At 54.9% G+C, this 22,799-nt stretch carries 17 protein-coding genes and 2 tRNA genes; 8 read left to right on the plus strand and 11 right to left on the minus strand.

Features of this window, described 5'->3' with window-relative positions:
• Window positions 1-189: 189 nt before the first annotated feature.
• The 6 genes from AYI87_RS13310 to cutA form a co-directional block, all read right to left on the minus strand.
• Window positions 190-1,614 (minus strand): solute:sodium symporter family transporter, encoded by a 1,425-nt coding sequence (locus AYI87_RS13310; RefSeq protein ID WP_144202749.1) that lies wholly within the window; start codon window positions 1,612-1,614, stop codon window positions 190-192.
• A gap of 18 nt (window positions 1,615-1,632) precedes the next feature.
• The gene (locus tag AYI87_RS13315; protein WP_144202751.1) at window positions 1,633-4,887 is read right to left on the minus strand and encodes a glycoside hydrolase family 2 TIM barrel-domain containing protein; all 3,255 of its coding nucleotides are present in this window, start codon (window positions 4,885-4,887) and stop codon (window positions 1,633-1,635) included.
• Window positions 4,884-5,885 carry a TolB family protein gene (locus AYI87_RS13320; protein ID WP_144202752.1) on the minus strand — a complete coding sequence of 334 codons (1,002 nt, stop codon included), beginning with the start codon at window positions 5,883-5,885 and terminating at the stop codon, window positions 4,884-4,886. Before AYI87_RS13320 ends, AYI87_RS13315 begins: the two co-directional genes overlap by 4 nt.
• 93 nt (window positions 5,886-5,978) lie before the next feature.
• Window positions 5,979-7,607, minus strand: a complete 1,629-nt coding sequence (locus tag AYI87_RS13325; protein WP_144202754.1) for a cation:proton antiporter family protein — start codon at window positions 7,605-7,607, stop codon at window positions 5,979-5,981.
• A 152-nt stretch (window positions 7,608-7,759) separates the two neighbouring features.
• Window positions 7,760-9,568: a protein-disulfide reductase DsbD gene (locus tag AYI87_RS13330; RefSeq protein ID WP_144202756.1), complete on the minus strand. Its 1,809-nt coding sequence runs from the start codon at window positions 9,566-9,568 to the stop codon at window positions 7,760-7,762.
• On the minus strand, window positions 9,565-9,888 hold the full coding sequence (gene cutA, locus AYI87_RS13335; RefSeq protein ID WP_144202758.1) for a divalent-cation tolerance protein CutA: 324 nt from the start codon (window positions 9,886-9,888) through the stop codon (window positions 9,565-9,567). Before cutA ends, AYI87_RS13330 begins: the two co-directional genes overlap by 4 nt.
• A gap of 259 nt (window positions 9,889-10,147) precedes the next feature.
• On the opposite strand from cutA, the gene AYI87_RS13340 reads away from it, so the two are divergent.
• A complete protein-coding gene (locus AYI87_RS13340) occupies window positions 10,148-10,741 on the plus strand; it encodes an FxsA family protein (protein ID WP_144202760.1) in 594 nt (197 codons plus the stop codon).
• 33 nt (window positions 10,742-10,774) lie between these two features.
• On the opposite strand, the gene AYI87_RS13345 is transcribed toward AYI87_RS13340, so the two are convergent.
• Window positions 10,775-12,610 (minus strand): protein kinase domain-containing protein, encoded by a 1,836-nt coding sequence (locus AYI87_RS13345; RefSeq protein ID WP_144202762.1) that lies wholly within the window; start codon window positions 12,608-12,610, stop codon window positions 10,775-10,777.
• A 211-nt stretch (window positions 12,611-12,821) separates the two neighbouring features.
• On the opposite strand from AYI87_RS13345, the gene AYI87_RS13350 reads away from it, so the two are divergent.
• Together AYI87_RS13350 and AYI87_RS13355 are read left to right on the plus strand one after the other, a co-directional pair.
• Complete coding sequence (locus AYI87_RS13350) at window positions 12,822-13,166, plus strand: hypothetical protein (RefSeq protein ID WP_011867058.1); 345 nt, start codon at window positions 12,822-12,824, stop codon at window positions 13,164-13,166.
• Between the two features lie 105 nt (window positions 13,167-13,271).
• Window positions 13,272-13,928 carry a thiopurine S-methyltransferase gene (locus AYI87_RS13355; protein ID WP_144202764.1) on the plus strand — a complete coding sequence of 219 codons (657 nt, stop codon included), beginning with the start codon at window positions 13,272-13,274 and terminating at the stop codon, window positions 13,926-13,928.
• 108 nt (window positions 13,929-14,036) lie between these two features.
• On the opposite strand, the gene AYI87_RS13360 is transcribed toward AYI87_RS13355, so the two are convergent.
• Both AYI87_RS13360 and AYI87_RS13365 read right to left on the minus strand, forming a co-directional pair.
• On the minus strand, window positions 14,037-15,059 hold the full coding sequence (locus AYI87_RS13360; RefSeq protein WP_144202801.1) for a porin: 1,023 nt from the start codon (window positions 15,057-15,059) through the stop codon (window positions 14,037-14,039).
• Between the two features lie 504 nt (window positions 15,060-15,563).
• Window positions 15,564-16,622 (minus strand): porin, encoded by a 1,059-nt coding sequence (locus tag AYI87_RS13365; RefSeq protein ID WP_144202767.1) that lies wholly within the window; start codon window positions 16,620-16,622, stop codon window positions 15,564-15,566.
• A gap of 366 nt (window positions 16,623-16,988) precedes the next feature.
• Here AYI87_RS13365 and tcdA point away from each other — a divergent pair, with 366 nt between their 5' ends.
• Window positions 16,989-17,801: a tRNA cyclic N6-threonylcarbamoyladenosine(37) synthase TcdA gene (gene tcdA / locus AYI87_RS13370; protein WP_144202770.1), complete on the plus strand. Its 813-nt coding sequence runs from the start codon at window positions 16,989-16,991 to the stop codon at window positions 17,799-17,801.
• A 112-nt stretch (window positions 17,802-17,913) separates the two neighbouring features.
• Window positions 17,914-19,143, plus strand: a complete 1,230-nt coding sequence (gene pepT, locus AYI87_RS13375) for a peptidase T (RefSeq protein WP_144202773.1) — start codon at window positions 17,914-17,916, stop codon at window positions 19,141-19,143.
• Between the two features lie 7 nt (window positions 19,144-19,150).
• Here the strand turns inward: pepT and AYI87_RS13380 are convergent, their stop codons facing one another.
• Window positions 19,151-20,791 carry an ATP-binding protein gene (locus tag AYI87_RS13380; RefSeq protein WP_144202776.1) on the minus strand — a complete coding sequence of 547 codons (1,641 nt, stop codon included), beginning with the start codon at window positions 20,789-20,791 and terminating at the stop codon, window positions 19,151-19,153.
• 229 nt (window positions 20,792-21,020) lie between these two features.
• Between AYI87_RS13380 and AYI87_RS13385 the strand changes: the two genes are divergently transcribed.
• Window positions 21,021-21,632 carry a superinfection exclusion B family protein gene (locus AYI87_RS13385; RefSeq protein ID WP_011867044.1) on the plus strand — a complete coding sequence of 204 codons (612 nt, stop codon included), beginning with the start codon at window positions 21,021-21,023 and terminating at the stop codon, window positions 21,630-21,632.
• A 131-nt stretch (window positions 21,633-21,763) separates the two neighbouring features.
• Here the strand turns inward: AYI87_RS13385 and AYI87_RS13390 are convergent, their stop codons facing one another.
• Window positions 21,764-21,892, minus strand: coding sequence for a DUF3149 domain-containing protein (locus AYI87_RS13390; RefSeq protein WP_011867043.1), 129 nt, complete (start codon window positions 21,890-21,892; stop codon window positions 21,764-21,766).
• Window positions 21,893-22,486: 594 nt separating this feature from the next.
• Here AYI87_RS13390 and AYI87_RS13395 point away from each other — a divergent pair.
• Window positions 22,487-22,573, plus strand: a tRNA-Leu gene (locus AYI87_RS13395).
• Window positions 22,574-22,593: 20 nt separating this feature from the next.
• A tRNA-Leu gene (locus tag AYI87_RS13400) sits at window positions 22,594-22,680 on the plus strand.
• The last annotated feature ends 119 nt before the right edge of the window (window positions 22,681-22,799 follow it).

Here is a 22,799-nt window from a genome sequence, read left to right on the forward strand (position 1 = left end):
GAGTCATCCTTGTCATTTTTATATCACGTCTCAGTCATTGATGTAACTGAGATTTGTCAGCTGGGATCGGGAAAATATCGCCGACTGGCTCTAGTGTTAACCAGATGTTTTATCTTGGCCAGTTGCCGAGCCATCATGGGCTCGGCTGAGGTCTGCCTGGAACGGGTCTGTTTGGCCTAGCCAAATAGCTTAGTCCAGGGTTGGCTCGGCGACGGGGGCGACGACAGGCTGGGCAATCAGGCGACTCAAGACCAAGGTAACCAGTATGGTCGCCAGCAGGGTGATCGCCATCAGGTGAATGAAGTGCAGCGGACTCCAGACGAAGGTGAACAGGGCATAGAGCAAGACCCCGAAGACCAGACCCCATTTTATCGCCTTGGCGCTGACATTTTTGAAGACTAACGCACAGATAAAGGCCGCCAGTACCGGCATCGAGTAGAGGCCGTTGAGCTGTTGCAGCAGGGCTATGATGCTCTCGGAGCGGGCGAACAGGGGCACCAGGGCGACCGAGATCAGGGTGAACACCAGAGCGACCCGGGTGCCTATTTTGCGCACGTCGGCATCGGCGTTGATGTAGTTCTGGTGGATGTCGCAGGTGTAGAGGGCGGCGGCCGAGTTGAGGCAGGAGTTGAAGGAGCTGAGCACGGCGCCGGCGATCACGGCGGCGAAGGCGCCAGAGAACCAGCTTGGCAGCAGGTCGCCCACCAACTTGCCGTAGGCCACGTCGCCCACATCGCCATAGAGCTTAAAGGCGACTATGCCCGGCAGCACCACGATCACCGGGATGATCAGCTTCATCACCACGGCGGCGTACAGGCCTTTTTGCGCCTCCTTCACCGACTTGGCGGCTAGGGCGCGCTGGGTGATCACCATGTTGGTGCCCCAGTAGAAGATCTGAATGAAGATCATCCCGGTGAGCAGGGTCGACCAGGGAATATCTGACTGACTATCGCCGATCAGGGTCAGGCGTTCCAACGGGACGTCGGAGAGATCCCAGTCCACGGCATGCATCGCCAGATAGGAGACCGCCAGCCCCATCAGGATCAGGCCCAGGCCATTGAGGGTATCTGAGATGGCGATGGCTCTCAGGCCGCCGAAAATGGCATAGATGGCGCCCACCACGGCGAAGATGATCGCCAGCACTGTGATCGAGATGGAGAGGCCGAACATGGACTTCATGAACAGCGAACCTGTGTAGAGCACCACCGGCAGCAGGATGAAGGCGTAGCCCAGCATGAAGAGCACAGAGACCATGGCGCGGATCCCCTTGTCCTGATACTTACGCTCCAGCAGCTCTGTGGTGGTGGTGCAGTTGTAGCGGTAATAGATAGGGATCAGCCACTTGGCCAGGATGATAAGACCGATTGCGGCGGCGATCTCCCACCAGGCGACCAGCAGAGTCTGGGCGCCATTCATGCCGACGATCTGTTCGGCGCTGATGTTGGTCATCATCAAGGAGCCGGCCACTACTATCCAGCTCAGGCCGCCGCCGGCGAGAAAGTAATCGCGGCTGTCGTTGGCGTCGCGGGTCACCTTGCGACACTTAAGGTAGGTGATCAGGGCGACCAGCCCCGTGAGGGCGACGAAGATCGCCACCTGTATTGTCTGTTCCATCTGCTTGCTTCCTTATTGTTATTGTCTTGCCAGGGTACGGATATCGCCATCGCTGCCCACTGGCATCAGGGTAAAGCCGAAGCGGATCGGCTCGGCTTTGATGCGGTAGGGCGCATGTACCGGACGACCCCAGGAGGTGTCACCGCCGACGCCCATCTGGCGGTAATCGATATTCCAGGTGACGAACTCCCTAAGCGGGATCTCGGCGCCGTGGTTGCGGGTGACGGCCACTAGACCCGAGGCCGAGTCCTGGGCATCGCCGCGGCGAAAATCTATGTCGGCCTGGGCGAATGGCCAGAGGCTGGTCTGTAGGGTGGCGACCTCATCTGCCTCCTTGCTGCCCTGATCTCCGGACAGCTCTCCGGCATTATTTCCGCTTTGGGCCTGGTTAGCGATCGCTAGCCATCCTTGACCCTGATGATTTGTCACCGCGGCGTAGCGCACCTGGGTGCGCTGCCCAGTCTCCTGGGGTCTTGGGTATCTGTGATAGGTTTGCTCGATCGGCAGGGCGTACCAGCCCAGGGGATTGCCCGACTGGCGATCGGCGTAGGTCTCCTCTGGGCCGCGGCCAAAGTAACTCAGGTATCTGTGCTCAAAGCCTAGTCTGGTGCTGAAGCCGAAGCGGGGCAGATCGGCAAGCGGCTTATTACCCGGAATAAACTGGCTGTCGACCATCAGGCGTCCGGCATTATCCAGGCTATAGTGGGTGCGCAGGCTAAAGCCCATCTCTGCATGGCTCTGGCTGATGGCAAGGCCGAGGGCGGGATCGGCGTCGATTGTCGTGACTTCTAGCTCAGCCGCCGCGTCTTGCCAGGCGCCGGCCCACTGCGGCATCTGGTTACCCAGATCGTTGTCGGTTGGCGCGCGCCAGAAGTTGGCCATCAGTGGCGCCTTAAGCTGAGGCTCACCCTCTTGGTAGATCTGGGTCAGCCAGCCGCTGCGTTTATCAAACTTATAGCTCAGCTCACCCGAGGTGAGGCGATAGCTGCCGCTATCCTCGCTGATCTTGGCCTGGTTTTTCTTTACTTGATAAGCGGCGTTAGCCCCGAAGCGTGGCAAGGCAAACTGCTCGAAGGCGATGCGGTGATCGCTCGGCAGCAGGGGTCTAGGAGCATCGACCAGCACCTCGAGTCGCAGGTGATACTCGAAGGGGGCGCTAAGGCTCTGTTTGCCCGGCAGGGTGAAGCTGACACGGGCCTGCTCGCCGGGGGAGAGTGTCGGCATGGCCTGGCGTTTGCTCGCGATGATCTTGCCATCTCGCTGCAGCGTCCAGTTCAGGCTCAGGTTTGATGTGGAGGCGAAGTCGAAGCCGTTGATGAGATTCACCCAGGCCTTATCACCTTCAATCTTAAAGTCTCTCAACTTGATGGGTTGATAGACCTTCTTCACCTCACTCAGGTGGGGATGGGGGTTACGGTCGGGATCCACCAGGCCGTTGTTGAGGAAGTTGCCGTCGGTGGGCATATCGGGGTGATAGTCCTTACCGTAGGCCCAGTATCTCTGACCTAAATCGTTGCTGAAGGCCAGCGCCTGATCCACCCAGTCCCAGATGAAGCCACCCTGCAGCTGGGGATAGGCCTCTATCACATCCCAGTAGTCTTGCAGGTTGCCCACAGAGTTGCCCATGGCGTGGGCGTACTCGATCATGATCAGCGGTCGGTCGCTGGCACGCTCGGCGTATTCGCGTATCCGCTCGATGGAGGGATACATGGGGGCGACGATATCCGTGTAAGGCGCCTCGCCCGCCGGTTCATACTGCACAGGGCGGCTGGGATCCCGCTGTTTTATCCACTGATAGAGGCGCTCAAACAGCTTGCCTTCGCCCGCCTCGTTACCCAGGGACCAGATGATCACCGAGGGGTGGTTCTTGTCGCGCTCGACCATACGCTCGATGCGTGCCTGATGGGCGGGCAGCCAGCTCATCTCGTTGCCCAGCTGGGTCTTGTCGTCTATCGCCAGCGGGTGGGACTCTATGTTGGCCTCATCGATCACATACAGGCCATAGCGGTCGGCGAGGCTGAGCCAGTAGGGATGATTGGGGTAGTGGCTGGAGCGCACCGCATTGATGTTGTTCTGCTTCATCAGGCGGATATCCAGCTCCATGGTCTCTCGGCTGACCACATGGCCGGTTTGGGGATCTGTCTCGTGGCGATCCACGCCGCGTATGGTGATCGCCTTGTTGTTGACCTTAAGCTGACCCTTCTCGATGGCGATCTTACGTACGCCTATCTGCTGACTGGCAACCTGAAGCGTCTCTCCTTTCTCCGTTTTGAGGGTCAGGATGAGCCGGTACAGATTTGGCATCTCGGCGTTCCACAGCTTGGGATGGCTTAAAATCTGGCTAAAGTCGAGCTTGGCATCGCCTTTCAGGCTCAGGTGCTGGTTATCTTGTGCGACCGGCTTGCCCTGGGGATCCAGCAGGCGCGCCTCCAATTCAAGGGCTTTTACCTCTGGCTGGTGGCTGGTGAGATTTACCCTGATGGCAAGCTCGGCTTGGGTGAGATCCTCGTTTAAATGATTGATAACCTGGATATCTTCTATGCGCTGCTTGGGGGTGGCATAGAGGTAGACCTCGCGCTCTATCCCTGTCATGCGCAGCATATCCTGGCTTTCCAGGTAGCTGGCGTCGCTCCAGCGGATCAACTGCATGGCGATGAGATTGTCGCCCGCTTGCAGGTAGGGGGTGATGTCGAACTCAGCCGGGGTCTTGGCGCCCTGGCTGTAGCCGACCTCACGGCCATTGACGAACAGGGTGAGGGCCGAGCGCGCCGCGCCTATATGGATGAACACCTGTTTCTGCTGCCAATGGGCGGGCAGGGTGAATGTCTTGCGGTAGAGTCCTGTGGGGTTGTGATCATTTGGTGCATCGGGCCACTTCGTGTCGAAGGGATAGCGCTCGTCGAGGTAGATGGCGTGGCCGTAGCCCTGGGTCTCGAAATTGCCCGGCACCAGTATGCTGCCCCAGTGGCTGGCATCAAACTCGGCAGCGGCGAACTCTTTGGGGGTGGCGCCGGGATTCTTGGCCAGATGAAAGTGCCAGCGGCCGTTGAGATCCAGATAATGCTGGCTGCGGTCCATCTCATCCAACAGCGCCAGGGGCTCAGATTCATAGCCGAAGAAGCTGGCATGGGGCGCCAGCTTGTTGATCTCAAATAGGGTGTGATCCTGCCAGCGATCCCTTGCAAACGCCGGGTTGGAGATTACTAGCCCAAAGACTAGGGAGAATACAAGTGCATAGGAGAGTCTCTGTAGCAGAGAGAAGCGGTTGTTCATTGTGGTGTGTCCTTACGTTGCCAAGTGATGGCAATAAAATCCAAAGTGGGGCTAATGGCGATTCGAGAGGGGCTCTGATGGTGTGGCGTTGGCGGGTTAAGCTGGGTTACCGCCTGCCAGCCGCGCAGCTCTTGCTGGGGTGTCTTGGTCACTCTTTCATGTGTGCCCGCTAACGGCAGGTAGGGCCAGGCGCGAAGCACAGTGCCCTCAAGGTTAAACAGCCAGCCATCGCTGCTCCAGGCATAGTCTTCACTGCCCTGGCCCAGGTCGATAAGTGGCGTGTGGCTGCGAGATTCTGGGTCGAACAGGGTGACGACTCGCTCACCGTCCATACGTTTCTTAAGGTAGCTGAACTGCTTGATACTCGGCAGGGCGTGCAGGCTGCGCCCGACATCGCTCACCACGAAGTGGCGCTCGTCGGCGTTTTCGCCAACCGGCTCATAGTAGAGGTTATAGCCATATCTGGCCCAGATCAGGGTGCCGATACCTTCAAGCCTGGCATAGTAACCTGCTGGGATCAGGCTGTTTACCGCGCGCTGGGGAGCCTTATTATCAATCAGCGACTGTTGCCAGATGCTCTGGTGGGGCACGCCCTGTTCGGCCACATAGGCGAGGCCCTGTGAGATCAGACCCTGTGATATTAGCTGAGGCGAGTATTCGCTGATCTCTGGGGTGTGGGTCAGGGCGGTTATCTCGCCCGTCTCGAGCTCGAATCGAAAGATGTCGTTATGATCACCGGCGCGATCGGAGGCGAACACCAGCTGTTTGCCCTTGGGGCCAAATGCAGCCTGATTGTCGTAACCCGGGCGGTCACTGACCCTGATGGGCTCGTCGAGTCGCCAGTGGGGGGCGTCGGCCTGTTTGGTTAAGGGATAGAGCCAGATGTCATAGCCCGCGGCGCTGACCTGAGCGGTCGCGCCGGCTAACAGGCAGAGGCTGGTCTTGAGTATGTTTCCGAAAGTATTGGATTGATTAGTTTTTTGTTTTTTTGTCGGCACAGTATTGTACTTCCCATCTTATCGCAGGATAGCAAGTACAATACAAGATATTTAGAATAATGTATACAATCTATGGTTTGAGCGCAGTTAGGGCTAGCCTGTGGTCTCCTGAGGCTCGACGGCGATATCGGCCTCGTGCTGTCTGCCGGACTTGAGCTCGCAAACCACATGTTCGACAAAACCGGCGCCGGCGGCCTCGTAGAGGTTGAACACGCTGTGCACCCCGGCGGCCTTGAGGGATTGGGCATCCTCGCTGTATTGCACGATCGCGCTAAGCTTGCCCTGATAATCCAGGCGCTTTAGCTGCTCCACCGCAAACTGGTTACCCGCGTGGTGGGGCATGGCCAGCAGCACCAATTCGAGATTCGGCGCCCTGTCCAGCTTCTCCCAGAAGTCGGTATCCGAGGCGTCGCCCTGTACCACGTTGCGTCCCTGCTGGCGGTGGAAGTCCACCAACTCTTGCTTGTGTTCTATCCCCAGGATCTCACCGTCAAACTGGTTGGCCAGCTCGTCGTAGGCACCGCTACCGATACGCCCCATCCCCAGGATGAGGAAGCGTGGGTTGCCCACGGGGATCTGTCTGTCTTCGGGGTGCAGCGGGTGTCTTTCCAGCTTCTGCAAGCGACTCTGAAACTTCTGATACAGGCGGGCCGAGGCGGCATTAAGGGGCGCGGCAAACAAAAAGCTGAGGCTGAGGGCGACGGCCAGGATCACCAACCATTGCCCGGGTAGCCAGCCCTTGCTGGTGGCCACGGCGGCGACGATCAGGCCAAACTCGCTGTAGTTGCCCAGGTTGAACGAGGTCATCAAGGAGGTACGCGAACGCAGCCTGAAGTGGGTCAGCAAGTAGAGGAATAGCAGGATCTTCACCGGGACGATAAGCACTAAGAGGGCCGCCAGGCCGATGTCGGCGAAGCTCGGCAGGCCATTGAGGCCGACGGTGAGGAAGAAGGCCACCAGAAACAGCTCTTTGAAGTAGAAGAGCGACTTGGCCAGCTCAGATGACTTGGTGTGACCCGCTAGCAGTATGCCTATGATAAGCGCGCCCAGATCCGGCTTGAGACCGACCAGTTCGAATAGGCCGGCACCCACCACCAGGGCCATCACCAGGCCGAAGAGCACCAAGAGCTCGCCGTGACCGACCTTGTCGAACGCCTTGTAGATCAACGGTTTGGCGAAGGGCAGCAGCAGTAGCCCCAGAGCCCAGACTGAAGGGATATCCCCCTTGGAGATGGTGAGGAAGGCGACGGCGAAGATATCCTGCATGATAAGAATACCGATGGCGACACGGCCATAGAGGGACTGCATGTCACCTTTATCTTCGAGCACCTTGACGGCGAAGATGGTGCTGGAGAAGCTCAGCGCGAAGGCCAGCAGGGTAAGCTGATTGAACGCCAGGCCGCTCAGTTGCTCCAGCCCCAGCAGGCCGAGCAGCTTAAGCAGGGGCACCAGGAAGATAATAGATCCCATCAGATGCAGGCTGGAGCCCGCCCACACCTCGGCCTTAAACAGGCTACGAATATCCAGCTTGAGGCCGATGGCAAACAGCAGCAGGGTTACACCCAGCTCCGCCAGCTGTTCCAATAGGGGCAGGCTGCTCTCGTCGATACCGAAGAGGAACAATACAAAGCCCGCGACCAGATAACCTATGAGTGGTGGTAAACCGATACGACTGACAAGCATGCCACAGGCTAAGGTGATGATGAGGATGGCGGGTTCCATGTTGCTCCTAGAGATCCGTAAGGTATACCCCTGATTGTATAGGAATTGGGTTAACTATAAATGAAAACTTTGATGAGCGAGCTATCTTTTAGCCCTTAATAAAAAACCTCCCGTAGGAGGTTTTTAGGTAGCTTATACGAGACCGCCTGAGCTTATTTGGCTAGCAAGTGATCCAGGTGGGCGGCAAACTCCGCAGGCTTCATGAAGCCTGTGACCCGCAGATCGTCGCGGATCTCGCCCTTGGCGTCGAACATCAAGAGGGTTGGTAGCCCCAGCACATCATAGTGCTCAAGTAGCTCGATATCGATGGCATCGTTTTTGGTCACGTCGGCCTGGAGGAACACCATCTGCGACAGACGAGCCTGCACCTCAGGATCAACGAAGGTGATCTTCTCAAACTCCTTACAGGCGACACACCAGTCGGCGTAGAGATCCAGCATCACGGGCTTACCCTGGGCGCTGGCGGCGGCCACCTCGGCCTGTAGATCTTCAAGGCTCTTGATGGTCTTGTGGCTCACCTTATGGCTAACCGCACCCGTATGGGCCTGGTAGCCCAGGCTGGCCATGACGGCTTGGAAGCCATAGGAGAAGCTGCCCAGCAGGGTCAGTAACAGCAGTACCGAGCGCACCGTCTGCTTCCAGTTAAACTCGGTGAGTTTGTTCTGATGCATCAGGTAGGCGGTTAGACTGACGCCCCACAGGGCCCACAGCAGATCCGATACCAGTCCGGTCCAGATTCGGCCTATCATCAGGATAGAGACGGCGATCAGCAGGAAGCCGAACACTGTCTTGATCACATCCATCCAGGCGCCGGCACGTGGCAGCAGTTTACCGCCCGATGAGCCTATGATCAGCAGCGGCAGACCCATGCCCATGCTGAGCACATAGAGGGCCAGGAAACCTTGTAGCAGGTCGCCGGTTTGTGCCACATAGACCAGGGCGCCCGATAGCGGCGCCGTGGTGCAAGGTGATGCCACCAGACCCGAGATGATCCCCATGACAAACACACCTAGGACGTTGCCGCCCTTCTGGTTGTTAGAGAAGCGGTTCATCTTCTCCTGCCAGCTCGATGGCAGGCGTAGCTCGTACAGGCCGAACATGGAGAGGCTGAGAACTAAGAAGAGGATCGCCAGCCCCACCAACACGGCAGGGTGTTGCAGTGCGGCCTGATATTTCATGCCTGCCGAGGCGACGATAAGCCCCAGCAGCGAATAGGTGATCGCCATCCCCTGCACATAGACCATGGAGAGGCTGAAGGCCTTGCCGGTAGAGAGCTTCTCACCCTGGCCGACGATGATGCCCGACAGGATCGGGTACATGGGGAAGACGCACGGGGTCAGCGCCAGGCCTATGCCCAGGCCGAAGAAGATAACCAGGGTCCACAGCAGGTTGTCGCCAGAAAGCATCTGGCTGAGAGAATCCTGTTGGGTGATAGGCGCCTGATTGCTTGCGGTTTCTATGGCTGCAGTCGTTGCCTTCATCGCCTCGGGCAGCAGACCTGCATTGGCGGCGACCTGAGTCAGGGGCGCGCTACGCGTGGTGGGCGGGAAGCAGAGCTTACCCTCGGCGCAGCCCATGAAGGTCACGCTGATGTTGGCTTCGGCCGTGGCTTCCTTGAGAGCCACTGGCACCTCGACGTATGAGTAGTAGACCTCCTGCTCGCCGAAATACTCATCGCTGTGAGCCTTGCCCTTAGGCAGTTGGATCTCACCCAGGGTCGCGCCGTCGGCGGCGAACTTGAGCTTGTCGCGATACAGGTAGTAACCGTCGGCGATCACCCAGCTGATCTTGACCAGGTTGCCCTCTTGTTGGGCATCGAAGACGAAGGCCTGATCCACAGGCATCAGCTGAGGTTCATCTTTAAGAAAATCAAACTTACTGTTGCTGAACAGGCTTTCACTTTGCGCCCCGGGGGCGATCAACAGCAGGGTTGAGAGGAAGAGGAACAGTATTTTCTTCATGATAGTGAGGTTTCTTTTATCCATGCTAAGTAAGCCGCCGAACCTGTGTGGATCTCTGTGGCGATCAGCTCGGGAACTTGGTAGGGGTGCAGCGACAAGAGGCGTTGCTCCAACTTGTCGTAATGACGGGCGAGACATTTTATCTGCAGGCATACCTCTGTCTCCTGACACACTTCACCCTCCCAGGTGTAGAGCGAGGTGACGGGGGCGGAGATCTGAATACAGGCCGCCAGCTTGGCTTCCACTAAGGCGCGGGCCAGGGTGCTGGCCGTCTCATTGTCCGGGCAGCTGGTGGTGACGAGTAGACATTTTTCCTGCATCTGTTGCTATTACCCTGTATGGTCATTAATTGGGTGTTAAGGTAACCGGGTTATACTGGCCCACATGGGTATCGTGGGCGATAGCTACTTTACGTGTTTTGTCGGCGACTTGCATTAAGCTATTGCTAAAATAGTGAGCTTATCCCAAGTTTGTCACTGGGATAAATTCGCTAAAAAAGCCGTCCGACTTGAAAGTAGACCCGTTCGCCCCCATTTAGTTTTCAATCAATTAGAAATTTCGTCAGTTTGTGAGGTCAGCGTGTTTTTCATCCTATTGATTATCTTTGTTCTCATTCCTGTTATTGAGCTCAATGTGCTGATCCGCGTTGGCGAAACCTTAGGCAGCTGGACTACCGTGGGCCTGGTGATCTTCACCGCCGTGGTGGGGGTCTCTCTGGTGCGTAGTCAGGGGATACACACCCTGATGCAGGTGCAGCAGAAGCTGGCGCGCGGCGAGGCGCCCGGTCAGGAGATCGTCGAGGGGATGATGCTGGCTATGGCCGGTCTATTGCTGCTGATCCCTGGCTTCGTGACCGACTTTATCGGTTTATTGCTATTAACCCCGCTCACCCGAGCGCCCATCGCCGCCTTCCTCTACAAGCGGATGCAGGCCAAGGTGAGTCAACAGGGGGGCTTTCATGGCCAGTTTGGGCAGGGGCCATTTGGGTCAAATGGTTCGGCCGGTGGCCGTTCGCCCTTCGACCGCTCTCCCTTCGATGAGCAGGGTAACACCTTCGACGGCGACTATGAGCGCAAGCCAGATCCTTCCGATAAGCTGGACGAAGAGCGTCAGTTAGGCGACAAGCCAGAGGGCGATAAGGCGAGCGACGAGGACAAGCGCGAGCCGAAGTAAATCGGCTTAGCCATTAGGCTTCCAGTTGAGCCATTACTCATCTAGCTGGGCCATCACTTCCTTGGGATTTCTGGGGTAGAAGTGGTCCGCCTTCCTGTCGATATGTTGAAAACGGCGGGTGTTCTTGTAGGGCAGTTTCATGAAGCCCGACACCCCTTTCCCCTGAATCTTATCCACATGACTGAGGATCCTGTCCAGGCTCGCCCTGAAGGCCGCCTGCTTACGGGGATTCAACAGACGCAGATAGCTGTGGATCTTCATATGGTTAGGTAGCACCTCGAAGATGATGCAGCCGGTGTGGTGGATCTGGTTGATCCAGCCAAGCTCGGTCATGATCTCCTTGGGCAGCTCCAGATTTTCATCCGGGTCGCGGCCATCCTCGAAGTAGGAGTGCAGCCGGGATTTATCCTCCAGCGAAGGCACATCGCCCACCTCGAAGGGCAGCTGCTGATCCGGGCTTGGCCTGAAGGGCTGACTGGTGTCGTCACGCTCCAGATGCAGGGTGTCGCGGGCGTTGAAGAAGCAGGCCTTAAACACCCCGATACGGCGAATGCCCCGCGCCAGGGTCACCATGTTGTTCACCGCCAGGATGAGCGCCGCCTTCTCCTCGGCGTTATAGGTGGCCAGATTAGAGTCGATATACACCCCGGACTCCTGCCAGTGGATCGCCAGGCCGCCTACCAGCGAATATTGGCCCACCCGGCTGACTGCGGCGATAAAGCCCTTCTCGGTATCTCCCATGCCCGCCATGAAGTTGCGGTAGTACTTTTCCAGCTGGAGATCGTCCATCTTCTCTATCGGCTCATCCTCGTTGTGCTCCCGCAGGAAGGATTTACGCGAGCTGTAGGTGACCGTCTCAACATCTTTGGCCTGCTTGAGGGTCCATACTGGGATCTCAGGCTGCAGTGGCGCCATGGGCAGATCCGGCAGATGCAGACGATGGCTATGGGCCATGCTTTTAAGAAAGTAATCCCCGGCCCGGTTGCGGGTGGCAGGATCCTCGCTGAGCATGCCATCAAGGGTGCGGGCCAGTTCTATGGGCAGGCCTATGCTGCTGGCGGGGATCACCTTGCTGCCGAAACGGCTGGCCTGACCCGAGGCCAGGGCGTAGAGGGTCGCCGCCACCCCTTGTTCGTCGAACCTGGGGCTGGAGAGGGCGCCGCTGAGTTGTTCCTCACCGATGAAATAGACATCCCCCATGCGGGCGTTGGTGTGTTGCTGGTCACTGGAGAGCAGATCCATCACGTTGCCGTTGACCGGATTGCCTTCGCCGTCACGCTGTGCAAATACCGCCGAGCCCCAGTCGATCAGCGAGAGATGATCCCGCTCCATGTCGTACACCAGGTTAGAGGGCTTGATGTCGCCATGTACCAGGGGGCGGCCGTTGTGCAGATAGTTGAGGATCTGTGCCAACTGGCGGGCGATACTGACTATGATGCGCGCCGGCAAGGCGCCATGCCTGAGGCAGAGCTTGTCGAGATCTTCCCCCGGCGCCCTGGCCATCACCAATATTCCTTGCTTGCCCACATGCTCAAACTTGATCACCGGCGGCACATTGGGGTGGATCACCTGGGAGAGCATATAGGCCTCCTCCTCCAGCCTGTCCTGGATCTGCTGGGGCAGGGTGATACGGGAGAACTTGAACACGTGTGCCTGGCCATGGCCATTGATGCCGGCGAACACGAAACCGTAGGCGCCCTTGCCCACCAGTTCGATATCTGAGTAGCCCAGTTTGCTCAGTTGCTGTTTACAGAGTCTTATCCACGCCCTGTGTTTACGGGCATCGTCGGCCTTGAGCAGGTAGATAGACTGCTCTTCGGAGATATAAAAGTGTTGCAGTTCCGGGCTGGGAGCTTGGCTGTTGGGCATGGGTCATTTCACTGAATGTCGATATGTTTTTATAGCAAGAAGCGGCGGCCAGGCACAATAGCTAGATTTTTCAGCAGTGCGATGCCTAACCGATATTTTCGTATGAGATGTTGACCTATATCAATTCTGTTACATACACATACAGGTAACCTGAAGCTAATATAAAACTAAGCTTCATTTTTGAGCGACTTTGAAGAGTGAGGAGGGCGAAATGACGGAACTAAACAAAGCCCTATTGATTGAGTTATTAGAATATCCGAGGAAGCGCATCGTGCAGTCGATGGAGCTAAAATTTTGTCCTCACGCGGGTTTTTTCAATAGCACCGACCCTCAGTGTATCCACTGTTATCAGGGGATGGAGTGCGTCTGGATGAACCATAACGATGAGCTGGTGGCCGTCGAACGCAAGTCGGTTGCCGAGCTGAAACAGCAGCTGCTGATCGCGGTCGATTTTATCGACTCCAGCCTCACCCCCCATCACCTGTCGCGCCGTAACTGCGAATGTGAAAACTGTGTCTGGCTCAGACGGGTACAAAAAGTCCTGGATATTCAATAACGACCAAGAGAAAAGCTTGCCGAAATAATCGGTAAGCTGGCATCTTGGCCGACGAGAGATTAGAGTAGCCTGCATAATGAGACACTTGCTTATGCGGAGCTAACGATGCAACCCAGTTTTTGGCACGATAAATGGGCCTCACAGCAGATAGGTTTTCATCTGGACGAGGTCAACGCCCTTCTTATCGACTATTGGCCGCAGCTCAAGTTAGCTGCCGGCAGCCAGGTCTTTGTTCCCCTGTGTGGTAAAACCTTAGATCTCTGTTATCTGGCCGAGCAGGGGCTGGAGGTGATTGGCTGTGAACTGAATCAGAGCGCGGTAGAGCAGTTCTTCAGCGACAACGAGCTGCCGGTCGAGCGTCAATCGAGCGGCGAGCATGAGTGTTACCGCACCGAGCAGGTGAGCATCTACCAGGGGGATCTGTTCCGTCTGCCAAAAGAACCCCTGGAGGCGGTGAGCGGCTTCTATGACAGGGCGGCGCTGATCGCCTGGCCGCCTGAGATGCGCCAGCAATATGTGGAGTGCCTGGCCGGGTTATTGCCGCCTAAGAGCATAGGATTGCTGATCACCTTAGACTATCCCCAGGAAGCGCTAAACGGCCCACCATTTGCGGTATCGGATGCCTGGATCCAGGAGCATATGAGCTCCTATTTCGAGATCGAGTGCCTCAGCACCCAGGATGTGCTGGCCGAGAACCCAAGGTTCGTGAAGAAGCAGGTGCCCTGGCTGACCGAGTCTGTCTATCGTCTGGTGAGGCGTTAAGCTACAGCAACTTAAGCTAAAGAAACTTAAGCTATAAAAAATTAAGCGTTAGAAAGCAAAAAGGCGACCTAGGGTCGCCTTTTTCATGAGAGCCAGAGGCTCATCGAATTAGAAGTCGTAACGAACACCAACGGTGAAGATGTTATCGTCTTCTAGGTCAACTTTAACGCCAGCAACTTTGTGGTCGCCTTCGTACATTGCATAGTGACCGTAGATCAGAGTTGATTTAGCTACGCGGTAGTCAGCACCCACAGTGATGTTAGTCACGTTGATGTCAGTACCAGCTACACCAGAGATGTTTTTGTAGTACTTACCGAAACCAGCTTCGTCTTTACCGTACTCAGCTTTCAGGTTAACGCCGTTCAGGTTGTAGGCAACGTTCACGAAGTAAGTGTTGTTGTCTTCTGAACCGTCTTTAACGCTTTCAGAGTTTTGGAATAGACCGCCTACTTTGAAGTCGCCTAGTTTAACTTGAGCAACACCACGGTATGCGTCGATACCAGAGATGCCTTTGTTGTAAGCTACTGCAACATAGTAGTTTTGTGCCTTGAACTTCTTGTCACCCAGAGTCGCGCTTAGAGCGTACTGGTCATCAGCATTTTCAACGCCAGCCTGGTTGTTGTCAGTCATCAGGTAAGTCGCATTCAGAGTGATCAGGTCGGCGATCTTTGGAGAGTAGTACCAGATACCGTCGGCGCTACGAGTTTGCGCGCCTACCAGACGGTCGATATCGGCGTTTGAGTTACCGAATAGGTCGATGCCACCTTCAGATTGCTTGAATACTGTGTCGTTACGACCAACAAGCAGGGTACCGGCTGCGCTCTTAAGACCTAGGAATGTGTTACGAGCCTTGAATACGTCACCTTTAGAAGAAGTATTCTCAACTTGGAATTCCATTTGGTAGATAACATCGATACCGTCAGAAATCTTTTCAGAACCTTTCACACCTAGGTGTGAGAAGTTGTTCTCAAGAATAGTACCATCTTTACCTTCTTGAGTAGTTGAACCCTTGTCAGAGTTGGTTAGGGTTAGGTCTAAACGACCGTAGAAGTTAGGGCCATCGGCTAGCGCGCCGAATGAAGTCAGTGCAATGACAGATGCTACTGATGCAGAGATTAGAGATTTTTTCATGTATTGTGCTCCCAAGAACTGAGTTCTTTTCCATTTTTTAATGGTTATTAACATAGTTTCCATAATTTGCTCCGAGGGTCCGTTCTCGTAACAAAGTTGGCCAGAAGTTTACAGTTTTATGGCAGTAAGAGTGTGGCGCAGATCAAATTTCTGCTTATCGAGATTAGCTTTACGAGGAATTTGTGACAGATCTGTCTCATCCGTTTAAAAAACAGCCAATCCTTGTAAATTTAACGTATTACACCTACTCCCAAAGGGGTATGCACTCTGCTGTTGATGTAAACAAACTGTAACTTATTAAGAAGTTGCTAAAATTGTAGGCGTTTTGCTTGGTAAAGCATAAATATGTTTAAAAAGTGTGCGCTTACGCACAAATATTGCGTGTTTTTTCGCTGACAGGGTCGAAAGCAGTGGGAGCGCAGATAAAGCCACGCGGCGAGTAAAGCGGCTAGAAGAAAAGCAAAAAGGCGGCTCTTGGCCGCCTTTATTTAAGCTGGAGACAACTTAGAAGTCGAAGCGCATACCTAGGGTGACTATGTCATCACCCAGATCTTGCTTCATGCCAGCCAGTTTCAGGTCGCCATCATATTTAGTGTAGTGACCATAAAACAGCGTGCTCTTACTGATACGGTAGTCGGCACCTATGCTGAACTGTTGTAGATCTACGTCAGACAGGGTTTCCATGCCCGCGCCATCGCTACCACCCACATAACGCTTCACATACTTGCCCAGACCCGAATCGTCCTTACCGTACATCGCCTTAAACTTCAGGTTACCCATCACATAGGCGGCATTGATAAAGTAGGTATCGCCTTCTAGGTTGGCGTACTTGCTGTCCACATGTTCACTGTTCTGATACAGGGCGCCTAAGATCACCTGACCTAGCTTCACCTGTGCTACGCCGCGATAGGCTTTCACATCGTCGATGTTGTCGTTGTAGGCCGCGGCAACATAGTAGTTCTGCGCCTTGAGCGCCTTATCACCTAAGGTGGCGCTGAGGGCATACATGTTGTCTGGTGCCACGCGCTCGTTGCCGTCATAGGTCACATAGTTGTCTTCCATCAGGTAGGTGGCGTTCAAGGTGATGAGATCGGCGATCTTAGGCGAGTAGTAGGTGATACCGTCTGCGGTACGCGATTGACCGGCGGCCAGCAGATCGATATCTGAGTTGGTGTTACCAAAGAGGTCGAAGCCACCTTCGGATGCCTTAAATACGGTGTCGTTACGACCCACAAGGGCGGTACCTATGACGCTTCTTAGCCCCAGGTAGGTGTTACGTGCGGCAAAGGTATTGCCTGAGTTGTCATAGTTGCTGACACCAAACTCCATCTGGTAGATCACTTCCAGGCCGTCGGCGACTTTTTCGCTGCCCTTCACCCCTAACCAAGAGAAGTTGTTCTCTATGATGGTGCCATCTTTCTGGTTTTGGGTGGCGATGCCATTATCCGAGTGAGTGAAGGCAAGATCGGCACGGCCATAGAACTGAGGACCGTCGGCGAGCGCGGTGAATGAGGTGGCTGCGAGGGTGGCGAAAATGCTTGCCGATAGAACAGATTTTTTCATTGTCATCTTCCTGTAGCGATTATGGCCATCTCAAAGAGGGCCTTTGATTTTTTAGCTAGCGAGAGTCATGGGCCCAGAGGGAGCTTTCTTGGCCGCTTATGCTGCGTCGCGGCGTCAGTGTGCCCAGAAGTGCAATGTTGAGATGTGATCCGTGTCGCAAATCATTGGTTTTACGTGAGTTTTATCATGTTGTTTTACATTTAAAAACAGTGGGTTAATTTGGTCATTACCCTGTTTCACCCTCTGCTTTCCTGGCTGCTGCAATCGCCCCATAGGCTTAACACTTGTCACCGTTTTTCTTTTTGGGCATTTGCCTGGGATTGCGGTAAAATCGGCGGGATTTTAGTTATCTTACCGGAGCCCACCTTGAGCCAACCTGAACTCTCTGACGCCTATCTCAATCGCTTTGCCGGCATTGGCCGCCTATATGGCGCTAAGGCACTGACCCGATTTGCGCAGTCCCATGTGGCTGTGGTCGGCATAGGCGGGGTAGGTACCTGGGTGGCCGAGGCGTTGGCCCGCAGCGGCATAGGCGAGATCACCCTGATCGATCTCGACGATATCTGCGTCACCAACACCAACCGCCAGCTGCACGCCCTCAAGGAGACGATAGGTGAGTCTAAGGTGGCCGTAATGGCCGAGCGTATCATGCAGATTAACCCAGAGTGCCGGGTCAATCAGGTGGAAGATTTCATCACCACAGATAACCTGAATGACTATTTTACTGGTCGTAAGCAGGGCGGTAGTCTGGACTATGTGGTCGACTGTATCGATGCGGTCAAACCTAAGGCGGCATTGATCGCCCACTGTAAGCGCCAGAAACTGCCGATAGTGACGGTAGGTGGCGCCGGCGGTCAGACAGATCCCACTCAAATCCAGGTGGCGGATCTGGCCAAGACCTACCAAGATCCTCTGCTGGCCAAGGTGCGTAACCTGCTGCGCCGCGAATACAATTTCTCTAAGAATGTGCAGCGCCGTTTCAGTATCGAGGCCGTGTTCTCCACCGAGCAGTTGGTCTATCCCCAGGCCGATGGTAGCGTCTGCAACGTCAAGGCCACGGCCGAGGGTAGCATGCGCATGGATTGTGCCTCTGGCTTTGGCGCCGTCACAGTCGTGACAGGCAGCTTCGGTTTTACCGCCGTGAGCCGGGTGCTGACCAAGCTTGCCGCCAAGGCATAGCCGATATCGCCTGCTGGCCTGAGGCGTAAATCACCAAAAACTTGATTTAAGTCTAAAGTCACCCTTTGGTCACTTGTTAGACTCAGTCGACATTTTTTGCTGGTGATTGATTATGAAACAGGCCCTGTTAAATCGATTCTTACGCTATGTGCAATTTGATACTCAGTCTGACGGGAGCCAAAGCTGCTGCCCCAGTACCCAGGGACAGATGGCGCTGGCGGATCAACTCAGAGAGGAGCTGATCCAGTTAGGCTTCAGTCAGGTGGCGCTTTCCGCGACTGGCTATCTGACGGCCCTGGTGCCCGCGACGGTCAATGGGGTTCCGCCCATTGGCTTTATCGCCCACTTGGACACGGCGCCCGACTTTAGCGGTGCCAATGTTCGTCCTCAGCTGATCGAGAACTATGATGGCGGCGATATCCCCCTCGGCGCGCAGCATAGACTCTCTCCCGAGGAGTTTCCCGAGTTAGATCGCTACCTGGGACAGACGCTGATCACCACAGATGGTAGCAGCCTGCTGGGCGCCGACGACAAGGCGGGGATCGCCGAGATCATCACAGCGCTATCGACCCTTCTGCAAGATCCCGACAGTCGCCATGGCGATGTCTATCTCTGTTTCACGCCGGATGAAGAGATAGGGCGCGGCGCCGACAAGTTTGATTTCGACGCCTTCAAGGCCGAGTGGGCCTACACGGTAGATGGCGGCGAGCTAGGTGGGCTGGAGTTCGAAAACTTCAACGGCGCCACGGCCGTGGTGACCGCCAAGGGCAACAACTGCCATCCGGGTTCGGCCTACGGCGTCATGGTTAACGCCCAGACCATGGCTGCGCGTTTTCATGCCAAGATGCCGCTGGGCGATACCCCGGAGAACAGCCTGGATTACGCCGGCTTCTTCCACCTGATTGAGATGAAAGGGGTGACCGAAGAGGCGCAGCTCACCTATCTGATCCGCGACTTCGACCTAGACCAGTTTGAGCAGCGCAAGCGTTGGCTTGTCGAGCGGGTCGAGGCCTGCGATGCTCAGCTACAGCAGGGTTCATTAAGCGTCAGCATCACAGACAGCTACTACAACATGCGCGATCAGCTGATCCCCCATCCCCATATCGTCGATATCGCCAAGCAGGCGATGACTGATCTCGGCATCACCCCCAAGATCAAACCGATCCGCGGCGGCACCGATGGAAGTCGTCTCTCCTACATGGGGCTGCCTTGTCCTAATCTGTTTACCGGTGGCCATAACTTCCATGGCAAGCATGAGTTTATCTGTCTGGAATCGATGGTGAAGGCGACCGAGGTGATCATGGGGATCTGTCAGCTGACGGCCAAGCAGTTGAAAGCCTGATGAGTGCTTAAAAGCCTGATGGGTTAGAGAGGTTGAGCTCGACGGCCTCGCTGTCCAGTACCTCCACCGGGAAGCTTACCTCGAAACAGGCGCCGCCCAGCTCGCCGTCGTCGCGATAGCGAATATTGCCCTTGAGCAGGGTGACGGCGTTGAAGGCGGCGGACAGGCCTAGGCCGGTGCCGCCCTCTGAGCGCGTGGTGGTATAGAAGGGCTCGAAGATATGGCCGGTAGCCTCGCTGTCGATCCCCGGCCCGTCGTCCTGAATACAGATCTTGAGCATTCCCGCGTCCACCTCGGCATCTATCCTGATTTTCCCTTGGCTGCGGCCCTTGAAGCCGTGGGCATAGGCGTTGGAGAAGAGATTAGTGACTATCTGCTTAAACAGGCTCAGGTTGGTGAGTATGTTGAGGTCGGGATCGACCCTGTACTCCACCTCGGCCAGCTTGTCGCCGTAGATGAAGCGCATCGACTCGTGGTGCTCTTCGAGTCCCTGTTTGAGATTGATGCTGCGCTTATCTTCCAGGCTCTGCTCGGCCGCTATGGTCTTGAACTTCTGGATCAGGCTGCTTGCTCGGGTGATGTTGCTGATGATCAGCTCGCAGCTCTGCTGGTACTCTTCCAGGATGGCGTTGATCTCCTCCAGGGTCGCGTTCTCGCTGTGGATCAGCTTGATCAGCTCCTCGATATGGATCAGCTGAGTGCTGGCGGCGGTGAGACAGATGCCTATGGGGGTGTTGATCTCGTGGGCCACGCCAGAGACCAGGCCGCCGAGGGCCGCCATCTTCTCCTGCTCGACCAGCACCTGCTGGGCACGCTTGAGCACTAAGAGTGATTGCTCCAGTTCCTGGGTGCGCTCCTTCACCTGGCGGGCCAGCTCATCCTTGTAGCTACGTTCCAGTTCCAGTAAACGCTCGCGATCCGCCAGGGCTTCCTGCAATTCCAGTTTGGAGGCCTTGATGTCGTCGAAGGAGCGTCTGAGTTGCTGCTGCATCTTGTTTATCGCCTCGGCAACCAGCCAGAATTCGTCATTCTTATGGCTGTCCTTGACGAACACCAGGGGCTCGAACTCGCCTTCCAGGTTGATGTTTTGGCTGTAGTCGCTGAGCTTATGCAGGTGGCGGGTAACCAGGTACCAGACCAGGAAGAGGATGAAGCCGGCCACGATGAAGGTCTTGATGGCGTTGGAGAGCAGTATGACGATGGCGCGGTCCAGCAGTTTCTCATAGACCACCCTAAGATCCGCCTGCACCAGCAGGGTACCCACGTCGATATTCTCGTTGCCCGAGCTGTAGACCAACTTGAAGCTGCGCTCTATGGTGTTCTCCGGCGTGGCCGTGCCCGCCTGCCAGTGTTGGCCGCTGTCGTCGTCTATCTCTATATAGGTGATGTCCGGCAGCTGGATGAGGCCGTCGATCTGGGTGTTGATCAGCCGCTCGTCGATCACCCAGATGCTGGCCGCCAGCACGTCGAGATTGACCTTCTCTATGCTGTCGAATTGGCGGGTGATGCGGTTGACGTCGCTACGATAGTCGTTGATCAGCTGAAAGCCCGTGGTGAGCAGGGTGATCAAGGAACTAAAGAGGATGATCGACAGGGTGAGTTTTCTGCCGATGGGACTCTTGAGTAGCTGCGCTGTGTGGTTTGCCATTTATGGGTTCGCTTATCCTAAGCACCATAAGAACGGCCGACGATTGACGCTAGGTGCAGTGTCCAGATCACATAGCTTTAAGCATAGCCTGATTATTATCTTCTGCTCGGGTAAAGGGATAAAAATGTCGCCAAGATGATGTTTGTAAAGTCTTTATGTAGCTATGCGTGTTGGCATTTTACTTGCAGTTATTCTGCTTACTGCAGGTTTTTTGACACTAGGTATCAAGATGGAAAAAGTAAATCTGATGCTGTTTAAACAGACGAGTCCCAAACAAGTGATCTTTAATTTGATGTTGTGGCTGACCCTGATCAGCGCCGCCTTACTCTTTGCACCCACCTCCTTGATGCAGACCCTGAGGTTAGAGCTGCTGGTTAACCAGTATGCCCACTTCATCGGCCTAGGGCTGATTGTCGGCGCCGCCTATCTGCTGACTCAGGTGACCAACTATTTTCTCGACGAGGCGATCAAGCACCTCAAGGGCAAGCGCACCAAGGAGACGATCGAGAAGAAGGTGAGGCTGCTGGATCCCACAGAGCGCGCCCTGCTGAGAGAATTCTTCCTGCAAGGGGAGACGGTGCTGACCCTGCCGGAAAATGAGGCCGCGGTGCAGAGCCTGCTGCAGGCCAACATCTTGCAGTATCTGGGCAACAAGCAGCAGTACGCCATCCACGGACCGACGGCTGACTTTAAGATCGCCATGGAGGCGAGATCCCATCTCAACCGCCAGGTGTTGCGTCTGCCACAGGGCGAGCCCAATCAAGAGCAGCTACAGCTGCTGATCAAGGCCAGACCCCACTTTATTCACAGTGTGGTGCCGAGCCGCAAGCACGCCGCCTAATCTCGTTTTGGGGATTTGGTAGGAACTGTGTAGGAGATTTGGTGTGAAAACACCGAGCGCTAGATAAAAAAGTGGGGGCATCAGCCCCCATTTGCATTAGAAATATGATTTTCTGGACTTCTAAGTCCTATCTATTCTGGTTTCGACTTCGAGATAAACAACCACATGATGTATGACATTATGCCAATGGTGGTGAAGATCACTATCATAGATAGCAGGCCAATGGGGTTACCGAACATTAAATCTAACCAAAATGCCATGTGAGAAATCCTCTTTCGCAGCTGTTTATATCGTTGTCTGAAGCTAAATTAGCGCGAATGGATATGAGAAATGCTGATCTCGATCAATGAATGCTGTCAATTTGATAGCGCCCTATCATCGTTTTGCTGAATTTTGTGAGCCTGGTGGCAAATTTACCCCCTGCGAACAGGGCGATTGTGACGAGTTTTAACCGCTTAGGATGAAAAATCGGCAGTCGGTAATAAAGGTGTCGCAAAAGGCTTGCCATTAGTAAAAGCAAAGGTATAATTCCGTTCACTTACTCGAGACAGAGAGTAAGGTCTGATTGATGAGCCGGAGTGGTGGAATTGGTAGACACGACGGATTCAAAAGTCACAGTGTTTACAGTTTGAACTCAGCTAAAGCATTGTTTTTAAAAGTTAACCTGAAATAGTTAACATTGAAAAACCTTGCAAAGATTTGCAAAGTTTTTTAACTGAAAATTTATACCAATACATTCAATTGGTTATAGATGTCGGGGGTTGGGAAAGACTTCCTTTTTTAGGTCGTTTAAACGCTCCTTCAGTATGTTAAAACACTATATGCAATTAGCGGCTAAATCAGACAGATAAGATGCAGATGTGGTGGAATTGGTAGACACGCTAGCTTCAGGTGCTAGTGGCTTAACGGCCGTGCGAGTTCAAGTCTCGCCATCTGTACCAACTTATCGATGTTTAGTTATGCCAGAGTGGTGAAATTGGTAGACACAGGGGATTCAAAATCCCCCGCCCTTAAAAGCGTGTCGGTTCGAGTCCGACCTCTGGTACCATCTCTTCTAGAGATTTCAAGCCGACATTAAGTCGGTTTTTTTGTGCCTGTTATTCTGGCGTCACAGTTGTCTTAAATACGCCCATTTCGTAATAGCTCATAAAGTTTGGCTCCCAAATG

It is taken from the genome of Shewanella sp. KCT (genome assembly GCF_007636505.1).
Lineage (GTDB): Bacteria > Pseudomonadota > Gammaproteobacteria > Enterobacterales > Shewanellaceae > Shewanella > Shewanella halotolerans.

Coding starts and splice junctions, on each gene's coding strand:
- AYI87_RS13310 (WP_144202749.1), bottom strand. CDS start 1,614: ATGGAACAGACAATACAGGTGGCGATCTTCGTCGCCCTCACGGGGCTG.
- AYI87_RS13315 (WP_144202751.1), bottom strand. CDS start 4,887: ATGAACAACCGCTTCTCTCTGCTACAGAGACTCTCCTATGCACTTGTA.
- AYI87_RS13325 (WP_144202754.1), bottom strand. CDS start 7,607: ATGGAACCCGCCATCCTCATCATCACCTTAGCCTGTGGCATGCTTGTC.
- AYI87_RS13330 (WP_144202756.1), bottom strand. CDS start 9,568: ATGAAGAAAATACTGTTCCTCTTCCTCTCAACCCTGCTGTTGATCGCC.
- cutA (WP_144202758.1), bottom strand. CDS start 9,888: ATGCAGGAAAAATGTCTACTCGTCACCACCAGCTGCCCGGACAATGAG.
- AYI87_RS13345 (WP_144202762.1), bottom strand. CDS start 12,610: ATGCCCAACAGCCAAGCTCCCAGCCCGGAACTGCAACACTTTTATATC.
- AYI87_RS13350 (WP_011867058.1), top strand. CDS start 12,822: ATGACGGAACTAAACAAAGCCCTATTGATTGAGTTATTAGAATATCCG.
- AYI87_RS13355 (WP_144202764.1), top strand. CDS start 13,272: ATGCAACCCAGTTTTTGGCACGATAAATGGGCCTCACAGCAGATAGGT.
- AYI87_RS13360 (WP_144202801.1), bottom strand. CDS start 15,059: ATGAAAAAATCTCTAATCTCTGCATCAGTAGCATCTGTCATTGCACTG.
- AYI87_RS13365 (WP_144202767.1), bottom strand. CDS start 16,622: ATGAAAAAATCTGTTCTATCGGCAAGCATTTTCGCCACCCTCGCAGCC.
- pepT (WP_144202773.1), top strand. CDS start 17,914: ATGAAACAGGCCCTGTTAAATCGATTCTTACGCTATGTGCAATTTGAT.
- AYI87_RS13380 (WP_144202776.1), bottom strand. CDS start 20,791: ATGGCAAACCACACAGCGCAGCTACTCAAGAGTCCCATCGGCAGAAAA.
- AYI87_RS13385 (WP_011867044.1), top strand. CDS start 21,021: ATGGAAAAAGTAAATCTGATGCTGTTTAAACAGACGAGTCCCAAACAA.
- AYI87_RS13390 (WP_011867043.1), bottom strand. CDS start 21,892: ATGGCATTTTGGTTAGATTTAATGTTCGGTAACCCCATTGGCCTGCTA.